19 protein-coding genes and 3 pseudogenes are annotated in these 17,636 nt (G+C 33.7%); 7 read left to right on the top strand and 15 right to left on the bottom strand.

Translation table 11 applies throughout. The features are described from left to right. Position 1 precedes the first annotated feature (1 nt). Together MKY70_RS13800 and MKY70_RS13795 are read right to left on the bottom strand one after the other, a co-directional pair. Entirely contained in the window at positions 2 to 532 is a 531-nt protein-coding gene (locus tag MKY70_RS13800; protein ID WP_340780693.1) for a hypothetical protein, read from the bottom strand. Positions 533 to 604: 72 nt separating this feature from the next. Next, positions 605 to 892: a YjdJ family protein gene (locus tag MKY70_RS13795; RefSeq protein WP_176280955.1), complete on the bottom strand. Its 288-nt coding sequence runs from the start codon at positions 890 to 892 to the stop codon at positions 605 to 607. A gap of 166 nt (positions 893 to 1,058) precedes the next feature. Between MKY70_RS13795 and MKY70_RS13790 the strand changes: the two genes are divergently transcribed. After that, a complete protein-coding gene (locus MKY70_RS13790) occupies positions 1,059 to 1,979 on the top strand; it encodes a tyrosine-type recombinase/integrase (RefSeq protein ID WP_341024708.1) in 921 nt (306 codons plus the stop codon). A gap of 75 nt (positions 1,980 to 2,054) precedes the next feature. Then, positions 2,055 to 5,078: a Tn3 family transposase gene (locus MKY70_RS13785; protein ID WP_341024707.1), complete on the top strand. Its 3,024-nt coding sequence runs from the start codon at positions 2,055 to 2,057 to the stop codon at positions 5,076 to 5,078. Between the two features lie 69 nt (positions 5,079 to 5,147). On the opposite strand, the pseudogene MKY70_RS13780 reads toward MKY70_RS13785, so the two are convergent. The 4 genes and pseudogenes from MKY70_RS13780 to MKY70_RS13765 form a co-directional block, all read right to left on the bottom strand. Next, a pseudogene (locus MKY70_RS13780) lies at positions 5,148 to 5,870 on the bottom strand (IS110 family transposase); the annotation flags it as partial. A 239-nt stretch (positions 5,871 to 6,109) separates the two neighbouring features. After that, positions 6,110 to 6,564 (bottom strand): annotated as a pseudogene (locus MKY70_RS13775) (IS6 family transposase); the annotation flags it as partial. Between the two features lie 31 nt (positions 6,565 to 6,595). Next, positions 6,596 to 6,811 carry a holin gene (locus MKY70_RS13770; protein ID WP_131232808.1) on the bottom strand — a complete coding sequence of 72 codons (216 nt, stop codon included), beginning with the start codon at positions 6,809 to 6,811 and terminating at the stop codon, positions 6,596 to 6,598. Beyond that, the gene (locus tag MKY70_RS13765) at positions 6,811 to 7,047 is read right to left on the bottom strand and encodes a hemolysin XhlA family protein (protein ID WP_002161960.1); all 237 of its coding nucleotides are present in this window, start codon (positions 7,045 to 7,047) and stop codon (positions 6,811 to 6,813) included. The genes MKY70_RS13770 and MKY70_RS13765 overlap by 1 nt, the downstream gene beginning before the upstream one ends. 246 nt (positions 7,048 to 7,293) lie before the next feature. Between MKY70_RS13765 and MKY70_RS13760 the strand changes: the two genes are divergently transcribed. Both MKY70_RS13760 and MKY70_RS13755 read left to right on the top strand, forming a co-directional pair. Further along, entirely contained in the window at positions 7,294 to 7,632 is a 339-nt protein-coding gene (locus MKY70_RS13760; RefSeq protein ID WP_002161961.1) for a hypothetical protein, read from the top strand. A gap of 375 nt (positions 7,633 to 8,007) precedes the next feature. Further along, positions 8,008 to 8,325 carry an excalibur calcium-binding domain-containing protein gene (locus tag MKY70_RS13755; RefSeq protein ID WP_341024697.1) on the top strand — a complete coding sequence of 106 codons (318 nt, stop codon included), beginning with the start codon at positions 8,008 to 8,010 and terminating at the stop codon, positions 8,323 to 8,325. A gap of 195 nt (positions 8,326 to 8,520) precedes the next feature. On the opposite strand, the gene MKY70_RS13750 is transcribed toward MKY70_RS13755, so the two are convergent. Both MKY70_RS13750 and MKY70_RS13745 read right to left on the bottom strand, forming a co-directional pair. Further along, a complete protein-coding gene (locus MKY70_RS13750) occupies positions 8,521 to 8,799 on the bottom strand; it encodes a hypothetical protein (RefSeq protein ID WP_341024695.1) in 279 nt (92 codons plus the stop codon). Next, on the bottom strand, positions 8,796 to 9,947 hold the full coding sequence (locus MKY70_RS13745; RefSeq protein ID WP_341024693.1) for a lipase family protein: 1,152 nt from the start codon (positions 9,945 to 9,947) through the stop codon (positions 8,796 to 8,798). Before MKY70_RS13745 ends, MKY70_RS13750 begins: the two co-directional genes overlap by 4 nt. 61 nt (positions 9,948 to 10,008) lie before the next feature. Between MKY70_RS13745 and MKY70_RS13740 the strand changes: the two genes are divergently transcribed. Both MKY70_RS13740 and MKY70_RS13735 read left to right on the top strand, forming a co-directional pair. Then, the gene (locus MKY70_RS13740; RefSeq protein WP_341024691.1) at positions 10,009 to 10,326 is read left to right on the top strand and encodes a hypothetical protein; all 318 of its coding nucleotides are present in this window, start codon (positions 10,009 to 10,011) and stop codon (positions 10,324 to 10,326) included. A gap of 352 nt (positions 10,327 to 10,678) precedes the next feature. After that, entirely contained in the window at positions 10,679 to 11,386 is a 708-nt protein-coding gene (locus tag MKY70_RS13735) for an IS6 family transposase (protein WP_341074627.1), read from the top strand. Positions 11,387 to 11,406: 20 nt separating this feature from the next. Here the strand turns inward: MKY70_RS13735 and MKY70_RS13730 are convergent, their stop codons facing one another. Continuing rightward, on the bottom strand, positions 11,407 to 11,751 hold the full coding sequence (locus MKY70_RS13730) for a hypothetical protein (RefSeq protein ID WP_341024686.1): 345 nt from the start codon (positions 11,749 to 11,751) through the stop codon (positions 11,407 to 11,409). A 71-nt stretch (positions 11,752 to 11,822) separates the two neighbouring features. Between MKY70_RS13730 and MKY70_RS13725 the strand changes: the two genes are divergently transcribed. Then, on the top strand, positions 11,823 to 12,152 hold the full coding sequence (locus tag MKY70_RS13725) for a hypothetical protein (RefSeq protein ID WP_341024683.1): 330 nt from the start codon (positions 11,823 to 11,825) through the stop codon (positions 12,150 to 12,152). A 368-nt stretch (positions 12,153 to 12,520) separates the two neighbouring features. Here the strand turns inward: MKY70_RS13725 and MKY70_RS13720 are convergent, their stop codons facing one another. The 6 genes and pseudogenes from MKY70_RS13720 to MKY70_RS13695 form a co-directional block, all read right to left on the bottom strand. Beyond that, entirely contained in the window at positions 12,521 to 13,471 is a 951-nt protein-coding gene (locus tag MKY70_RS13720; protein ID WP_098157037.1) for a nucleoside hydrolase, read from the bottom strand. A 288-nt stretch (positions 13,472 to 13,759) separates the two neighbouring features. Further along, the gene (locus MKY70_RS13715; RefSeq protein WP_063549262.1) at positions 13,760 to 14,122 is read right to left on the bottom strand and encodes a hypothetical protein; all 363 of its coding nucleotides are present in this window, start codon (positions 14,120 to 14,122) and stop codon (positions 13,760 to 13,762) included. Positions 14,123 to 14,162: 40 nt separating this feature from the next. Beyond that, on the bottom strand, positions 14,163 to 14,762 hold the full coding sequence (locus MKY70_RS13710; protein ID WP_341024679.1) for an undecaprenyl-diphosphatase: 600 nt from the start codon (positions 14,760 to 14,762) through the stop codon (positions 14,163 to 14,165). Between the two features lie 426 nt (positions 14,763 to 15,188). After that, positions 15,189 to 16,625, bottom strand: coding sequence for an IS4 family transposase (locus tag MKY70_RS13705; RefSeq protein WP_341024678.1), 1,437 nt, complete (start codon positions 16,623 to 16,625; stop codon positions 15,189 to 15,191). Positions 16,626 to 17,146: 521 nt separating this feature from the next. After that, positions 17,147 to 17,422, bottom strand: coding sequence for a barstar family protein (locus tag MKY70_RS13700; protein WP_151304126.1), 276 nt, complete (start codon positions 17,420 to 17,422; stop codon positions 17,147 to 17,149). Positions 17,423 to 17,442: 20 nt separating this feature from the next. Beyond that, positions 17,443 to 17,547: pseudogene (locus MKY70_RS13695) on the bottom strand (ribonuclease domain-containing protein); the annotation flags it as partial. Positions 17,548 to 17,636: the final 89 nt, after the last annotated feature.

The raw sequence follows: 17,636 nt of genomic DNA, 5'->3' as shown, positions 1-17,636 counted from the left end.
ATTAACCGTAATAAACTGTTCCATGTTTAATTTTAACAAGTTGACCTGATTCACTAACAAATTTAAATTTATAAGATTGACCTCTTGGTAAATGTCTCCAAGGAACTAATGCCCATCCAGTACCTTCATTCGTTACACTTTTACCCATATAAGTTCCACCTAAAGTATATGCGTATATAGAAACTGATTTAGGTCTGTTCTCTCTTTCAAACTCTATATCTTGTGGATTATAAAAAACTTGTCCCCCATAAATCCATACAAAATTAGAAAAACTTGTAGCACCAAAATTAGCGTGTGAAGTGGCTCTAGCTACCAAACTATTACTGTATGCTGGAGGAGTTGGATTTAACTCCGCATTAGAATAAGGATAGATTGGTTTATCATTTTCATCAAAATATTGAATTTGTTGTACTTGTTGAACTGCTCCGCTTCTCAATTCGGTTGGCATTTCTTCTGCATATGCAGAAATAGATGAAAATGAAAATAAGGAAATTACTGATACTGCCACAACACTTAATACTTTTTTAAACATATGTATATCCCCCTTGTTTTTGTTTGCGCAAGAAGATTACACCATTTTTGGTTGTTTAATAACATAATTCCCTTATATTTTATTATTTTTTCTTTTATATATTATATAAACTGACAATACTATCATATAGATAAAACTTATTATCATAACAACTACCCAGCCAGGGTAAAACTTAGCTGCATATATAAAAAAATCTACTTGATAGATATCTTTATAATTTGAGTAAGACCCTTTAAAATAATTTGTAAACTTAGCTGTGTACTCCCATTCATCAGGATTATCTATTAAATTACTACCTTGGTACCAGCTGATTAATGTTGAAGAAATAAACAATAAAAATGAACCACCTAATTGAACCATTTGATTGATTGTCAAGTTATCCCCTCTCCTTAGCTATAAATATTTATGTATCCCTTGTTCTTAACTTTCAAAATTCATGTCCGCTAATTAATATTAGTGGACATGAATTACAGAAAAACAAATGTTTGATGTCCGCTAATATAAGTCAATGAAAGAGGAGACATTCATGCGTTCCACTAAAATAATTTCTATACAGGCAACATCTTTAATTTCTGATTTTATTTCTAGCTTATCTCAAGAAGGAGATTTGCATATAAAAACATTAAAAGAATACACAGGTGATTTAAAAGATTTTGCATATTGGTTTGAAAATATATGGGGAAAACATTCTGAAGATACTATTTTTCATCCAATAGAAGTTACTGCCCGTACCATTGCTCGATACCGAGAAAATATGCAAATCACAAGATTACTAAAACCCGCTACAATTAACCGGCGCATTAATTCTATTAAACGTTATTTTGACTGGGCTAAGCAAAAAGGCCTTGTACAAACAAATTATTCAAAATCAATTAAGTTTGTACCAATAGAAAAAACGAGTCCAAAACGCATGTCAGATAAAGAAGAATCAGCTTTAATGAATGCTGTCGAGAAATACGGCACACTACGTGACAAGACAATGATCATCTTTATGCTTCATACTGGTCTTCGTTCGATGGAGGTTTGTGATATTCAAATAGAAGATATTGTGATGAGGAAAAGGGGCGGCCATGTCATTGTTCGATCTGGGAAGCGAAATAAACAGAGAGAAGTTCCTTTGAATAGTACAGTTCGTTTAGCATCGGAAGAGTATATTGCATCAAATAATATTTCACAGGGGTATTTGTTTCCTTCTTCTAAAACAGGAAAACGACTACAAGAAAGATCTATCCGCCATATTCTCCAGAAGTATATGCGTCTGGCTAAGTTAGATGGCTTTAGTGCCCATGATTTAAGGCATCGCTTTGGTTATGTTATGGCTGAACGTACACCTTTACATCGTCTTGCACAAATTATGGGACATGATAATTTAAATACCACACTGATTTATGTAAAAGCTACGCAAGAAGATCTACAGGGTGAAGTGGAGAAGATTGCCTGGATCTAAGCAATAAATAACATAGCGTTATATAGATTCCGTCATGTAATACAAACTAATAATTGTAACAGGGGGATAAAGATTATGCCTGTAGATTTTTTAACACCTGAGCAAGAGAGTAAATATGGTTGTTTTTGTGACACTCCAACATCAGAGCAATTAGCAAAATATTTTTGGATAGATGATACAGACAAAGAACTGATATGGAATCGTCGTGGAGAACATAATCAACTTGGTTTTGCTGTTCAATTAGGAACCGTTAGGTTCTTAGGAACATTTTTATCTGATCCCACAGATGTACCACAATCGGTTATTACATATATGGCAAATCAACTTCATTTAGATGCTAAAAGCTTTTCTCATTATCAAAATAAACGAAGTCAGTGGGATCAAATGCGAGAGATACGTTCTGTTTATGGATATAAAAACTTTACAGATCATCCAGCACATTGGCGATTCATCAGATGGTTATATGCACGTGCTTGGCTATATAATGAACGACCAAGTGTATTATTTGATTTAGCAACAGCACGATGCATCGAACAAAAAATTTTACTACCTGGTGTATCTGTATTAACAAGGTTAGTATCAACGGTACGCGATCGTGCAGCTGAAAATATATGGAGAAAGCTCTCTCGTCTTCCAGACAATACGCAGAAAAAACAATTAGAAAAACTTCTTCAGGTAGACCAAAAAACAAAGGAAACGTATCTAGAACATCTAAGTAATCCGCCTGTTACAATTAGTGTTACAGGAATTAAAAATACTATAATTCGTTTACAGGAGTTTCGTAAATTGCAAGCTAAAAATTGGGATGTGTCTAGAATTCCTTCAAAAAGATTACAACAATTCGCACGTCACACAGTCGCTGTTAGATCACAAGCAATTGCTAGAATGCCCCATCAACGACGTATCGCTATGTTAGTTGCATTTGCTAAAATTTATACACAAAGTGCTCAAGATGATATGATAGATGTTTTAAATAGATATTTAACAGATTTATTTGCTAAGACATATCGAAAGGAACAAAAAGAACGTCTTCGTACAATTAAGGATTTAGATAAGGCAGCGCGCCAATTGCGGGAAGCTTGTGTAATATTATTAGAACATACGGATCCTTCTGTCCATCCAAAAACTGCAGTATTTGAAAAAATCTCAGAAAAGGATTTAATACAAGCTGTCCAAATTGTTGATTCACTCACTTATTCACCAAATCAAACGTTAGCCTATTCAGGATTGTTACAACATTACGGCACAATCCGAAAATTTCTTCCTTTATTAATGGAAGAAATTGAATTACAAGCAACGCCTGCTGGATTATCCATTTTGCAAGCATGGAATTTTGTAAAAGAGCATGGGAAATCCAATAAGAAAAGATGGAAAAATGCTCCTCTTGTCGGTTTGAATGCAAATTGGTCTAAGGTTGTAATCGATAAAGATTCCGGAACTGTAAATCATCGAGCATATACGTTTTGGATGCTAGAACAAGTATTAGAAGCTTTGCATCGACACGATTTATATGTAGTAGGAAGTGAAAAGTACGGTGACCTTCGCGCACAATTATTACAAGGCGAAGAATGGAAAAGTATTCGTCCTAGTATTATTCGCTCATTAGACTGGTCAATAGATTCTTATGAATCATTGACACCTTTAAAAGAGGAGTTAGACATAACGTATCATCAAGTCATTGAGAATTGGGATACTAATCCTGCGGTTCAAATAGACACATTTGCAGGTAAAGAGAGAATTGTTCTGACACCTTTAGACAAGAAACCAGAACCTGAATCACTACAAAAACTAAAACAACAAATACACACCATGTTGCCAAATATAGATATTCCTCAATTGTTACTAGAAGTGAATCGTTGGACGGGATTTATGGAAGGCTTCCGACATATTAGTGAGGCTAAATCAAGAATTAACGAGTTACCTATAAGTATCTGTGCATTACTTATATCTCAAGCATGCAATATTGGGTTAAGGCCTTTAGTTCAAGATGGGGTTCCTTCATTAGAACGTGATCGTCTTACATGGATTGAACAAAATTATTTTCGTGCAGAAACACTCTCAGAAGCAAATGCGAAACTTGTAGATTTTCATAGCCAATTACATTTGGCTAATATGTGGGGTGGTGGAGAAATTGCTTCAGCTGATGGATTACGTTTTATCACACCCGTAAAATCCGTTCATTCTGGTCCAAATCCTAAATATTTTGGTTCTGGTCGTGGTGTTACATATTACAACTATACGAGCGATCAATTTACAGGACTCCACGGCCTGGTGATTCCAGGCACAATTCGTGATTCATTATACTTACTTCAATGTGTGTTAGAGCAAAATACGAACTTACAACCAAAAGAAATTATGACTGATACAGCTGGTTATAGTGATATTATCTTTGGGCTCTTTGGATTATTAGGTTATCAATTTAGTCCTCGTTTAGCTGATATCAGTGAATCACGTCTTTGGCGTTTGGATGTGAACTCAGATTATGGAATTTTAAATAATTTGTCTAAAAGTCGCATTCGCGAAGAACTCATACATCGTCATTGGGAAGACATGCTTCGTGTTGCGGGATCTTTGAAACTAAATAGAATAAATGCAACACATCTTATCCAAGCACTACAGTATAATGGGAAACCAACCATGTTAGGACGGGCGATTGGAGAATTGGGGAGACTATTTAAAACACGTTACTTACTCTTATATTTAAATGACGAAAATTATCGTCGTAAAATTTTAAATCAGCTAAATAGAGGTGAAGCAAGGCATAGCTTAGCAAGGGCTGTATTTTATGGCAAACGTGGAGAACTTCATCAATCCTATCGAGAAGGACAGGAAGATCAATTAGGGGCATTGGGTTTAGTAGTAAACACAATTGTTGTATGGAATACTCGTTATATAGAATCCACGTTACAACTACTTCGAAATCGCGGTCATATTATTGATAATGATGATATATCTAGACTTTCACCATTAGGCCATAAACACATTAATATAGTAGGTCGGTATTCATTTATTCTCCCAGAAGAAGTGAAAGATGGACAATTACGTACATTAATATATGAAGAAACCAACCAAATTAAAAAGGAACCTGATTCTTTATAAGAACAGGTTCCTAATGTCCGCTAATGCTTGTTGCGTGATTTTGTTCCATTGCTACACATACCCCTATACCTTAAGTTGATCACATAGGACATCATTTTGTGAAACGGCTGGATAGGAATTTTTCGCTATTTCAAGTATTTGAATTGCCTTTTTCTCTGCCATGATAGTTGATATTTTTTTATTGGTATTGGCACGAATACGATTTTTTATGATTGTTTTAGAAAGATTTAAAACACAATCTGGATGGGGAAATAGTTGAACAAAATTTAAAAATAGATCCGATTTACTAGTGAACATTTTTTCTAATTCAGGAAATGTTAATTGAATTACTTTGTGCATACGACTACGAATCATCGATAATTCTCCATCCAGTTCGCTATAAAATCTCGAAAGAGACTTTAACTGATGGAATAAGTGGTCCGTTCCATGAGATACCCTTCGGGTAACTGTAAAATGAGTAATGGCTAGTCGATGTGCATCACTTCGGTCCGTTTTATGAATCCGTAAGGAATCACATTGTAATTTTGCTTCTAAGGGGTTTAATAGACAATATGTATATTGGTTATCTTGCATAAATTGTTCTAGCTGCCTGGAATAAATACCTGTTGCTTCGAACACGATTTCAGGTGATTTGCCAGTTTCATTGGTAAGCTCATGTATCTTTTTTTGTAGCTCTTCAAATTCAGACTTTGAATGTTTGATTTCTTTTTCAAAGATACATTGTTTTTGTGCATTATAAATGACCATATAACTTTTACCCATACTGATATCAAATGCAATTACGTGTCTCATAAGGTTCCTCCTGACGTAAAGTTGAAGTCTTCATCTTACACTTATCGATTCCCATTTCTTATACACGATCTCGAGGACCAACATACTAAAAACTGATTCAAATAAGGTAAGTGAAGAAGGTCAGTTTTTTTTACGGATTCGGAATCCTAAAGCATACACGACCCTTTCTTCACTTCTACTATATAAAAAATAGTAGTGCGAACCAATGCCTTGGCCTGCACTACTAATCTTAGTATGTTTTCTTTTTTCAACTGTTCAATTGCTATAGGATAAGCTGGATTCTTGTCGACCGTTATAACACGAGGCTTTGAAACATGAAAAGACCGCAAAGCTTTCTTGAAAAAGTGCTTTGCAGCCTTCTGATCTCTTGTTTTGCTTAGGAAAAAATCGATTGTGCTTCCTTTCGAATCAACAGCACGATACAAGTACATCCATTGACCTTTTACTTTGATATATGTTTCATCGACTCTCCAAGAGTCATTTGTTTGAGGTAACGTCGGATCCGTTTATCCAATTCAGGACCCTACTGATGAACCCAACGCATAATCGTGGTATGAGAAATAGATAAGCCCCGTTCCTTCATCATTTCCACCAAATCACAAAAACTGAGGTTATACCGTAGGTACCATCTTACCGTTAACAAAATTATATCAGGCTGATAATGCTTCCATTTGAACAAATTTTCCTTTTTCATACTGATCACACACCTTTTTAGAGTACTAGTATCAGTATGTCCAAGTTTTATAGATTTTTTGCACCAGAACCCCAATGATGATTCCTTGAAATACATTTGCTTTGGTATCTCCGTCCAAAAATAAAACGCCTAGCACAATGCCAAGCGTTAAATTCAATAACGGAACATATTTTGTTTGTAATCCAATTGTTTTTCCAATCTGTGAAAGACCTACTACAATTCCAATCATTACAGTAATCTCAATCATTACATACCACCTCCCTTCAACAATAAACCGATAAGTGCTGTTACGATTGCACCAATAATGATACGGAGAATCCAGGTAGTATTGGCGCTAATCTTCTCAAGCTGTTTGTTTATATTCACAATGTCCTTTTCATTGACAGTGGTACGTGTTTCTATGTTTCGGATGTCTCGTTGCATATCTTTTTGATCTAACTTTATCCGTTGGATCTCTTGCTTTAATTCTTGAATTTCTTGCATTGGTTCAGCTCCTTTCAAAATAAAAAGAGAGACGATTGCTCGTCTCTCTTTGGAATAAATGCCGTATTTTATTCAGAATGATTTTACTATTGTTTATTTTGCTCTTAATGTTTTATAGTACTGCGTTTTTTGTTATCGTTTAGTAGTACATATATCTCGCTAATTAGTACACTGATTTAAAAAATATAGAATGCTCATTCAATTAAGGATATTTATTGTCACTTAAAGTAGAAAGCAGGTATGCATATGGAAGAGATCATTGATTTATCTTTAATTTTCTTTTTCTTTCTTCTAATAGTCTTCATTGTATGCTTTACATTACAAGTATTCATGAAGATTTTTGGTAGGAAGAAAAAACAAAAAAAATCTATTGAAAAAGAATTAAAAAATCATTCCTCAACACAAGAAATTGGTAATCAGAACGATCCAGGAACCAATGCTAATGATGCTGAAGCAAGCTGGATGAATGCTGTGACGACAACAGCCTTTATTACAGCATCTATGAAAAGCGCTCAGGATCATTCGGAAGGTAATAATCACGATTCGAATTCAGCGAATCATGACAACGCAGATTCACAGGATTAATTTAACTTAGCGATTTAATCGACATCAAGAGTAACGTTTTTTAAATCACTTTTTATTAAGCTTAATCCTTAGTTCTTTTACAAAGATAACTTACCCTGCATCAAATCCGCTCGTTAATATTTAGAGCCCATATACATTACACTTACAGTCACCTTTTCTTTATACTCAGTACATGTTCCTATCGTGTCATCATAAAACCCCGAACATAAACTGAATCTTTTATTATTTCTTGCAATCATTCTCGTAATATTATGGTGCTATTATAGAAAGAAAAAAGAAAAAACATATGCCAAAGGAATCTTTATACTAATAATACTAATTTTATTGGCAATTTGGTCTATTGGACCCTGTGTTTACCAACGACACATAGCTCAAATGGAGAAAACAGAGTTAGAAGAAAAACAAAGAGAAATTGAGGGTAACAAGTACATAAAAGAAATGGAAGAGGATTTGAAGAAAGCTCAAGATGAAGCGAAGAAAGAATCTGCGAAAAGAAAAGTAGAAGAAGACAAATCTAAGAACAGCGAAAAAGCGAAAGACTCATCTACTCCAAATTACAATTTTAAAGAAGATAGGGATTGTTCCGATTTTAGTAATGCTTCTGAAGCAACTGAATTCATGAAAAAATCAAAAGCAGCTGGATTTGGAGACCATCGTTTGGATAGAGATGGTGACGGCATTGCTTGTAACTAAGGGATATTAAGAATTGATTTTCGTAATGCGGATTTGAATTGTTTCAATAATTCATTTCTGAAAAAGTACTTTATTTTGCTAAAAGGTGGTTGCGGAAACAACCGCCTTTTTATTAATGACAAAATGAAGTTTTTATAGAAATTTCATTTTAAAGCAAAACAATAGAGCCTTTCGGCTCTGAACATTTTCATATATTCATTTATAACTTCTGTCTACTGCTTTAATAAATTCCCAATCATCTCTCAACCTCTGTTTCTTTGTTTCAATTTCATTCACAGAGTGATTTAGTTCTTTTCGTAAATACTCTAAATCCTCAATTGCTTTCTTTCCAGCTCCATTTTGCGACCAACCTGCTTGTATAAGATTATAAATATCATTTACTCTCTCTTGATTTTTATTTATATCTATAATCAAATTTGTTAAACGCCCCAATGCTGCTTCTATATGTTCCTCATTAAAATACATTTGTCTCATTTTTTTAACCACTCAAATCCTTGGAAATTTTCATCTGCTGTCTTATATTCATCGGCTTTTCTCTTTATAAAAGCTGATACTTCCCCGGCTTTTGTCGCATATACTCTACTGGTTTGATCTAAGCAATGATACAATTCTTCAATCCTTTTTTCCAGACGTTGACTCTTAGTTGAACTAAGATGCTGCATTACTTCTGAAACTACTCGTGGTATCTGATTTTGAAATTCTTCCGCACTTTGTTGCATTTTTTTTGCCGATTCTTCTAAGTATTCCATGAGTACCCTAACTTCTCCAACACCTCCAATTGAAAATCTAGGTGATCTATATATTTTTTCACCTGTATTAGCATCTACTAGCATAGAATTATCTATATTTCCAAACGCATCGACGTGGTAATTCTTTATCCCGTGAAAATCTTTTGCTCCTATTGAATCTAAAAACCTATCAATTTGATGCATCCCATAGTCATTATTTGCTGTTTTAAAATCAGAGTTTACCATATAGGTATCACCAATATGTGTTTTATCTTCTCTAAGAGCACCACCAGAAATTGTATCTTTCGGATTAATATAATTAGTTATTTGTCCTTTATATTCTCCTGCATCTACTTTTTTCTGTATGTCCTTTGGAAGCATATCATAAACACCGGGAGCACTGTAAGTAACAGCAGGCACACCGCATATTGCACTAGCAAATTGAGCATTGGCGCCACCTAAAGAATGACCTGTAGTTGAAATCTTCTGATTAGGATATTCTTTTTTTACTATTTCTAAAAGTGATACTGATTGTGTAAACTGGCTAGCCGCTATTACTTGACTTTTATCATACGGATCTATTTTCTCTCCATCTTGTATCGGATTCTTCCCCATTAAAATATATTTTGCATCAGTTATAAAATCAGGTACGGATCTATCTAATGATTCTTTCCCTTCCGTTCCTCTATAAGCAACAACAATATCACCAGTCACTTTATTTTGATACACTGTCGCATCAAAACCAGTTTCCTTATCATGAAGTTTTGCTCCTTTAGGATGTATTGGTTCCCACTCTTCGCTTCCTCTTTTATTATTAATTTTTACCCCTTCATCACTTTTATATGCTCCATCGGCTAATTCTCGATATGCTTCATCTGAAATCTCATTTCTCATAACATTCCCTCTTTTCTAACTGTTGTTATTTTTATTATAATATCAATAGAGGTGATAAGAAATGAAAAAAATCCTTTTAATAACATTATTGGTTGTTTTAGGTTTAGGTTCGTGCACTATTTATCAAATTTATAAGGCTACCCACCCTTATAGTGAAAAAGAACAAAATGAAATGAAAGAAAAAGCATCACAAGCCGCTATCGATTATTTTAAAAAGGAGAAAAATTGGGATATTACAGTGACAAAAGTAGAATTTTCTCCAGATATCTCTAGTAGTAGGATTTATGTATCTGGCTATATATCTGATGACAAAAAGAAGGAGGTTTCTGCAAGTATAGATTACAGTAATGATTATACAGTTGGTCATATAAATTATTAACATTGCAAATTGTCTTTTTTCTCTAAAAACATTTTTACTCTCTATAATATCTAATACATAGACAAAACCCAGATAAAGATTATAGACAAACTTTGTCTGGGTTTTGTGTTTCATACTCTCCCATTAATTCAATTGCTTTACAATCAAAATAAACAATTATGCCCTCTACCTCATATCAATTCGCATAAACCTTTTCACAGTCCTATCATCCTTGCAAATTAAAACATACGTTTTTGAAAATAAAGAACTCATAAATTTAGCGGTTCTGGTGCAAAAACTTCAAAATATCTGAAAAAGGTCTTTCAGACTTGGACATACTGATACTAGTACTCTAAAAAAGGATGTGATTGGTATGGAAAAGAAAAATCTATTCAAGTGGAAACATTGTCAACCAGATATTATTTTATTAACCGTGAGATGGTACCTACGGTACAACCTCAGTTTTCGTGATTTAGTCGAAATGATGGAAGAACGCGGGCTATCCCTGGCTCATACAACTATCATGCGATGGGTTCATCAATATGGTCTCGAATTAGATAAGCGAGTACGACGTCATCTTAAGTCAACCAATGATTCTTGGCGAGTCGATGAGACATATGTGAAAGTCAAAGGTCAATGGATGTACCTATATCGTGCTGTTGATTCAAAAGGAAATACAATTGATTTTCATTTAAGCAAAACAAGAGATCATAGGGCTGCAAAGCGTTTTTTCAAGAAAGCTTTGCAGTCTTTTCATGTTTCAAAGCCCCGTGTGATTACAGTGGACAAAAACCCGGCCTATCCTATAGCGATTGAAGAGTTGAAGACAGAGAAAAAGATGCCTGTAGGCATCCAAATAAGGCAGGTAAAATACCTTAATAACATTGTAGAGCAAGATCATCGTTTTATTAAAAAGAGAGTTCGTTCAATGCTAGGATTGAAATCTTTTCGTACAGCTAAATCTATTCTTTCAGGAATAGAAGCGATGCATATCATTAAAAAAGGCCAACTTATTTTACGGGACAAGTCTGTCCAAAATGAAGTGAAGTTTATTCATCAACTATTCGGAATGGCTGCATAAGAATAGATTCCATTAGGAATCTATATACCTCTTTCAAATAAATACAATCTTTGCACCAGAACCGGATTTATCTTTTCCCCATCTTGTAAAGGATTCGCACCAGCTGCAATATATTTCACATCTGTATAAAAGTCTGGTAACGATCTATTTAGAGGACCAGTACCTTCTGTACCTCTATAGGCAACAATAATTTCACCAGTATCTTTGTGCTGAAAAACTGTTGCATCAAATCCGGTAGCGGAATCATGTAATGTTGCACCCTTTGGATGTATGGGTTGCCATTCATCAGTATTTTTTATTTTTTTCTCATCATAAGCATAATCAGATAATCTATGGTAAGTTGAATCTGAAATAGTATTGCTCACTATTTTCCCTCTTTTCCTAAATCTACTATTTTTGATAATCTAATTATAATTAGATAGAAAGGTGAAAACCAATGAAAAAATTCTTATTAAAACCCATAGTCATATTTGGTATTATTCTTATCAGTATTACGTCTTGCACAGCATTTAAAGTAATAAATGCTGTAAATCCTTTACTCTCAATGTCATCTAAAGAAGAACAACAAATTAAAGATCAAGCTTCACAAGCTGTTGTTGACTATTTTAAAAAAGAAAAAAATCTCGATGTTACTATCACAGAAGTGGAATTTTCATCAATGGTAGGAGCAGGTACAATTTTTGTTAATGGGCATCTTTCGAATGATAAACAAGAGGAAATCTCTGCTAGGGTATATTGGAAAGACGATTATCGAGTAAGTGAATAATTTTAAACAAAACCATTAAAAAATCATTCATATCAAATCTCTATTAAATACTCAAAAAAGTTGTTTCCTTTCGATAAATCTTAGAAACATAATTAAAAAGTTAATGAAAGTAAAAAAAGGAGTCTTAAAATTAACAGGACACCTTTTTATTTTTGAAAGTAAACTTTTGAATATTAGTTTACATTCGAATCCCCTTAAACATTGAATTCAAACCAATTCCCCTGTTATCGTCAAAAATAACAGCAAAAGTATACATTCAAAACATGACAAATAAAGAGATTAGAAGATCTGTGAACAAAAAAGAAAAAGCTAGACCCATGCTAGCTTTTTTACATAATTTCCGTTATCTGAAGTTTACTTAGGATATGCTACAGTCTCTTCCTTAAGAATGTTTCCATGATATCTCTCTTAAAACTTTCGTAATTGAACTGAAAAGCGACATTATGTGTTTTATAACCCGGATTTGTCACAAAACGAAAATCTGCAATACTTTGACCGAATCCTTCTCCTTGATCGGGAATTACTTTGATGGGTACTTTTGAAAGGAGAACTGCATCTGGGTTCAACAAATACCACATTGTTACAAAATCATGCATAGGACTTCCCCCTATACCAGGATTCGATTTAGAGTAGAAATTATAATAGTAGTCTAACATGGGCTTGATGATAAGCCCTGCAAGGTCCTGTGTATTACGGTGAAACGCGTCGATTTGTTGGACCATTTCAGGTGTAACAATCGCGTGTTGGGTGACGTTTAACGGAATAATTGTCAAATTCTTTGCATGCTGCAGAATTAAGTTTGCTGCATAAGGATCTGCATAAAAGTTAGCTTCAGCCACAGCAGTCACGTTTCCAGGATAAAAAAAAGCTCCGCCCATACAAATGTATTCATTCACGTTCCGCATTGTTTCTAAATTTAGGACAAATGCCGTCGCCAACGAAGAGAGCCTTCCCAAATTGATAATTATGAGGTCATCTAAATTAGAATCTATAATCCGATAAATATCATTGATAGGGTAAGTCGGATAAGAAATCTCAGGCGGGATGATAGGTCCTAATCCCACTTTCCCATGTACTTCAGGAAAATACTGAACCAATATGCCTGTTAAAGGTACAGAAGCACCCAGAAATACAGGTATCTCTTCTTTTCCCCCAATATACTTTAAATAGTTAATATTTCTTATAGCATTCTCTCTTGATACATTTCCATAATCAGCTACAATCCCTACAAGTTGGATATCTTTACGAAAAAAGGTATACAGAACAGCAAAGGCATCATCAATTCCTAAATCTGTAAACAGAAGAACTTTTTTTGGCATATATCTTCCCCCAAAAGCAATAGAATCGTAATTTCATTGAGCCTGTACTATATATATTTCATGTGTTCCTGAATAGTACGTTCTGGTTATCAGTCACTGCATACAACCTATATGTTTTTACGCCTAAAAAATATTTTTGTTTTGTATATCCTCTACATATAAAGTTAACATAACACCACTTATCGGTATTCAATGTATCTAGAAAAAACCCCTTCAGTTTGCTTGCTGAAGGGGGTTCGTATTTACATAATTATCGTTAGCGGAAGTAATATATTGATAGGTCAATACTTACAAATCTTTTATATGTTTTCTAATATCTGCGGCTACTTTGGTAGGATCATCAATCTCAAAAAAGACATACTTATATTTTTCATGACCTTTTAATTCAATCATTACGAGAGGGACTCTATTTTCACAAGAGAGAAAGTACCATTCATCAGCGTATTTAAAACTTCCTTCAAAAATATTGAGAGGAGAAATTGATGTTCCAGGCATACGAAGCATCCATTGTGGAGGATCAAAATAGTCAACATACACACTCTTGATCGTGTTATAAGGCATTTTTAATTTTAGTTTTAATGCAAGTAATCCTGTTATCCCATTTAGTTTTAGAATCAGACCTTCATTATCAAACAATATTTCTTTCCCCATAATTTCCCCACTTTTCACGTTAACTTTTATACTTGTATACTCAAAATCCCTTTGATTTGTTTTTGGATGGTAAAACATGTTTCTCTACTCTTTCATATAGAGTAAGCAATTGCTTGATAAAAGAAAATTTCGGTACTAACCAATACGAAAATAACGCTGAAACACATCCTATTAAAGCCCCTATTACAACATCAAAAGGATAATGAACTCCTACCCAAATACGAGAGATCGCTACACAAAATGCAAGTATAAGCCATAACCATCCAGTCTTTTTACGAACAAGCCAAAATGAAAAACAAATCGAAAAAAAGAGAATCGTATGGTCACTAGGAAATGAATTATCTACAGCATGGTCGACAAGTTTATTAACATCAGGCAATACTGCAAACGGTTGATAATTCAAATGAAATTTCCCTGCTATTTTTCCAATTATCTCAGCAATCACAAAAGCAACCATCGCTTGAATAACCATCATCCTACTTTTTCTAGACCCGGTAAACCAATAAGCTATAATAATTAAACCAAGAATATATACCATATATTCTGCCAAAAATATCATGGCCGAATTTAGGAATGAATATTGTTTACCTAAATCATTAATTGCTCGAAAAATATCAATATTGAATTGAGAAATAGACATTTTCAAATTCCTCCTTCTTCTTTTTCACTATAATAAAAAAAGAAAAAGGAAAACATCGAACTTTCTTACAAACATTCGTGCATTCTTACAGTTTTGTCATTTTTCTCGTCATTTTGTAAATGTGTTCATAGCCTTACCTTTTGCTATTTTCTTTGGGAAACATGGTAAATTACGAGAAAGAGCGCTACAGACAACTTAACAGTAAGAAGTCGATTATCTCTTAGCGTACAGGAAATCGGCTTTTTCTTTATGAAATTTTGCTTAGCGTACGAAATTTACGCTTTGTTGGTGCTATCCCATCGCTATCAAGTTAAGCTCATGTAACGTCAATGATAAGCAAGATTGTTTCTTTTTTTCGAAAGTCTATATGTAGATGCTTTAAAAATTTGCATACGAAATAAACCCTATCGGGTTTCCTTTTTTGAATTAAGCCGCTTGATTATCAGACATGGCACAATTGTAAACGACACCTAATATATCAAAGACTGTTTTCTTCTCATATCTGTGAGATTTTCGCCCGTTTTGCTGTAGGAGATTGAACAGGCGAAGTAGAACCTTTGATAGCTCTTGGGTGTCTTTCTGTATAGCTTGGAAAAGAAGAAGAAAATAATCTTTAATCATATATATGGCCTTATACTCACTCAGTTCTCGTTTCTTTTTTATAAGAAGTAATTGCCGCATTTGAAACATGATAGAAGAACAGAGTAGAATGGCAATCAATTGTCCATACAAATGGCATTCCCATCTTTCTGATTTTATCTTTTTACACTGATGAATTTGAAAGAATGATTTCCACGTTTTAAATAAAATTTCGATTTGCCAACGTAAAGAGTAAGAGTACCAATCATGTACTTGTCCCATCGGGACAATATCTGTAAGAGTGTTTGTCATATATACATTGATACCACTGAGTCGTTTACTACGAGGAGAATACTTCATTCCTTTCTTTTTTTCTCTTACAGTTTGATCTTGTAATCGTTTTTGTTGTTGTTCTTTTGTTAGCCGATGAACAATCACACGAGTTGGTACTTTATCAGTCATTCCTACATAAGCGTCGGATATTTCGCATGTTTGTCCTGGTTGAAGTGAGTTCATTAAGACCTCCATATCTATCTGTATATACTCAGTACCTTTCTTGATTCTCCCATCTTGAAAATAATCAGGGTTGGGATTTTTTTGATAAATACGTGTATTGGATTTAATACGAGAGATATAGTAAGCCTTTTTATCTTGTATATGTTGAAGATCTTTCAAGTGAAAATAACCTAAATCACGGATACATAAATCATTCGCTGTGACAGTTGGGACACATAGAGAACCATAGGTTCGATCATGTTGTTTACCTGGGTCTGTATGAATATGTAGGAACTGTCCACTTAATAGATCATACTCAAGCTGAATCTTCACCCCCGCTGTATGACTGCATCCTCCTGCACCTGGATAAACAGATGAAAATACATCGGGAAGTTGAAATGCAGTTGAATCTAGGATACGAATACGCTTGAAAATAGAAGTGTATGGAGAAGAGAGCAGATTAGTTGAAGATAACTTTTGGTTGAGAAGTTCAGCTAACACTTGTTGTAGAAATTGCACGGCTGTGGCATTAAATCGTTGATTCAGTCCCTCAGGACTGATAAGTACTTCTGTTGATGCTTCTAAACAACTACATAACTGAGTTAAAGAGGTTTTAGCGACATTTTGACTCATCCATACACATAAAGCAACTAAATCTTTTGCTTGGTACTTACTCGTTCGTTGTACAAAACCAACATCCCTAGCGATATCTCGTAAGATATTTGGAGATAAGAATCTTTGAACTTCTTGAGCAAATAGTTGTAATTCATCAGATACAGAAATAGACATACAAAAACGCCATCCTTTCCTATGATTTAAAGAAAGAATAGCGTATTTTTTAATTTTATGGAGAACTAATTATTTCTTTTTTTATAATAAGAAAGGAAATTTATTATCATATTAATTAAACATATAAAGATAAATGAGTACTTAAAAATAGTACTTTTATAGTTTCCAAAAAACAAAAATAGTATAGCTAAAAGTGATAGTATGCTAATAATTAAATGATACATATATTGAGACTGTTTCTTCATTAATCATTCCCACTCTTTATTTAATATAAAAATATATAGATTATATATTATCATAGAAGAAATTAAAATAAATAGAATATGCCTAATTGCATATCTAAATACCACCACATACCTCATTAGCTTAAGAAAAAATAAGCTGACTTTTCAAAGGAATCACCTGTAGAAAAAGAAAATTTTTATTTAGGGGGTATTTCAAAAGCTTAGCTTGATAGCGATGTGGTGCTACCCCAAATTAAATATTTCCACGGTTTTTATTTTTACCTAAGATCCTTTTAATTATTTTACAACAATATAGAACTTACCTGGCATTTCATTTTGTGCATCTTGAAATATTTTTAAAATTAAATTCGCATAAGGTCCTAACATTTTTTGAGTACTCTCGAAAAATTCCCATTCTATTGTTATAGGAAGACCTATAAATCCAGTTAAACAGTCCCACAAAGCATCTGCATTTTCCCCATAAAAACTAGGGAAATCTAATTGTTTTTTTAATGTTTGGTGCAATACTTCTTTACTAGTAAATGTTCTTCCATCCAATTTTACTATATTCATAAATTTAATCCCTCTATTTCCTATTTTACTTCGATAAACGTTTTATAATGATCAGAAGTTTTATACACTAATCCATCATTAGAATAAAGAATTCTATCATTACCTCGATACCCTGATGAATAATTAGAAGATTATAAAACGTCCGTTTCACTCGGAGATGCTGTGTTTACCCCTGATAATGAATTTGATTCATTTTATTTTAGAGCGTTAGAAG

Source organism: Bacillus sp. FSL R9-9492 (genome assembly GCF_038007365.1).
Lineage (GTDB): Bacteria > Bacillota > Bacilli > Bacillales > Bacillaceae_G > Bacillus_A > Bacillus_A mycoides.
This window is presented reverse-complemented; position numbering and strand designations above follow the sequence as displayed.

What these genes read in the sequence shown, in the direction of transcription:
- MKY70_RS13800 (WP_340780693.1), bottom strand. Translation starts at nt 532, where the DNA reads ATGTTTAAAAAAGTATTAAGTGTTGTGGCAGTATCAGTAATTTCCTTA.
- MKY70_RS13795 (WP_176280955.1), bottom strand. Translation starts at nt 892, where the DNA reads ATGGTTCAATTAGGTGGTTCATTTTTATTGTTTATTTCTTCAACATTA.
- MKY70_RS13790 (WP_341024708.1), top strand. Translation starts at nt 1,059, where the DNA reads ATGCGTTCCACTAAAATAATTTCTATACAGGCAACATCTTTAATTTCT.
- MKY70_RS13785 (WP_341024707.1), top strand. Translation starts at nt 2,055, where the DNA reads ATGCCTGTAGATTTTTTAACACCTGAGCAAGAGAGTAAATATGGTTGT.
- MKY70_RS13770 (WP_131232808.1), bottom strand. Translation starts at nt 6,811, where the DNA reads ATGATTGAGATTACTGTAATGATTGGAATTGTAGTAGGTCTTTCACAG.
- MKY70_RS13765 (WP_002161960.1), bottom strand. Translation starts at nt 7,047, where the DNA reads ATGCAAGAAATTCAAGAATTAAAGCAAGAGATCCAACGGATAAAGTTA.
- MKY70_RS13760 (WP_002161961.1), top strand. Translation starts at nt 7,294, where the DNA reads ATGGAAGAGATCATTGATTTATCTTTAATTTTCTTTTTCTTTCTTCTA.
- MKY70_RS13755 (WP_341024697.1), top strand. Translation starts at nt 8,008, where the DNA reads ATGGAGAAAACAGAGTTAGAAGAAAAACAAAGAGAAATTGAGGGTAAC.
- MKY70_RS13750 (WP_341024695.1), bottom strand. Translation starts at nt 8,799, where the DNA reads ATGAGACAAATGTATTTTAATGAGGAACATATAGAAGCAGCATTGGGG.
- MKY70_RS13745 (WP_341024693.1), bottom strand. Translation starts at nt 9,947, where the DNA reads ATGAGAAATGAGATTTCAGATGAAGCATATCGAGAATTAGCCGATGGA.
- MKY70_RS13740 (WP_341024691.1), top strand. Translation starts at nt 10,009, where the DNA reads ATGAAAAAAATCCTTTTAATAACATTATTGGTTGTTTTAGGTTTAGGT.
- MKY70_RS13735 (WP_341074627.1), top strand. Translation starts at nt 10,679, where the DNA reads ATGGAAAAGAAAAATCTATTCAAGTGGAAACATTGTCAACCAGATATT.
- MKY70_RS13725 (WP_341024683.1), top strand. Translation starts at nt 11,823, where the DNA reads ATGAAAAAATTCTTATTAAAACCCATAGTCATATTTGGTATTATTCTT.
- MKY70_RS13720 (WP_098157037.1), bottom strand. Translation starts at nt 13,471, where the DNA reads ATGCCAAAAAAAGTTCTTCTGTTTACAGATTTAGGAATTGATGATGCC.
- MKY70_RS13715 (WP_063549262.1), bottom strand. Translation starts at nt 14,122, where the DNA reads ATGGGGAAAGAAATATTGTTTGATAATGAAGGTCTGATTCTAAAACTA.
- MKY70_RS13710 (WP_341024679.1), bottom strand. Translation starts at nt 14,762, where the DNA reads ATGTCTATTTCTCAATTCAATATTGATATTTTTCGAGCAATTAATGAT.
- MKY70_RS13705 (WP_341024678.1), bottom strand. Translation starts at nt 16,625, where the DNA reads ATGTCTATTTCTGTATCTGATGAATTACAACTATTTGCTCAAGAAGTT.
- MKY70_RS13700 (WP_151304126.1), bottom strand. Translation starts at nt 17,422, where the DNA reads ATGAATATAGTAAAATTGGATGGAAGAACATTTACTAGTAAAGAAGTA.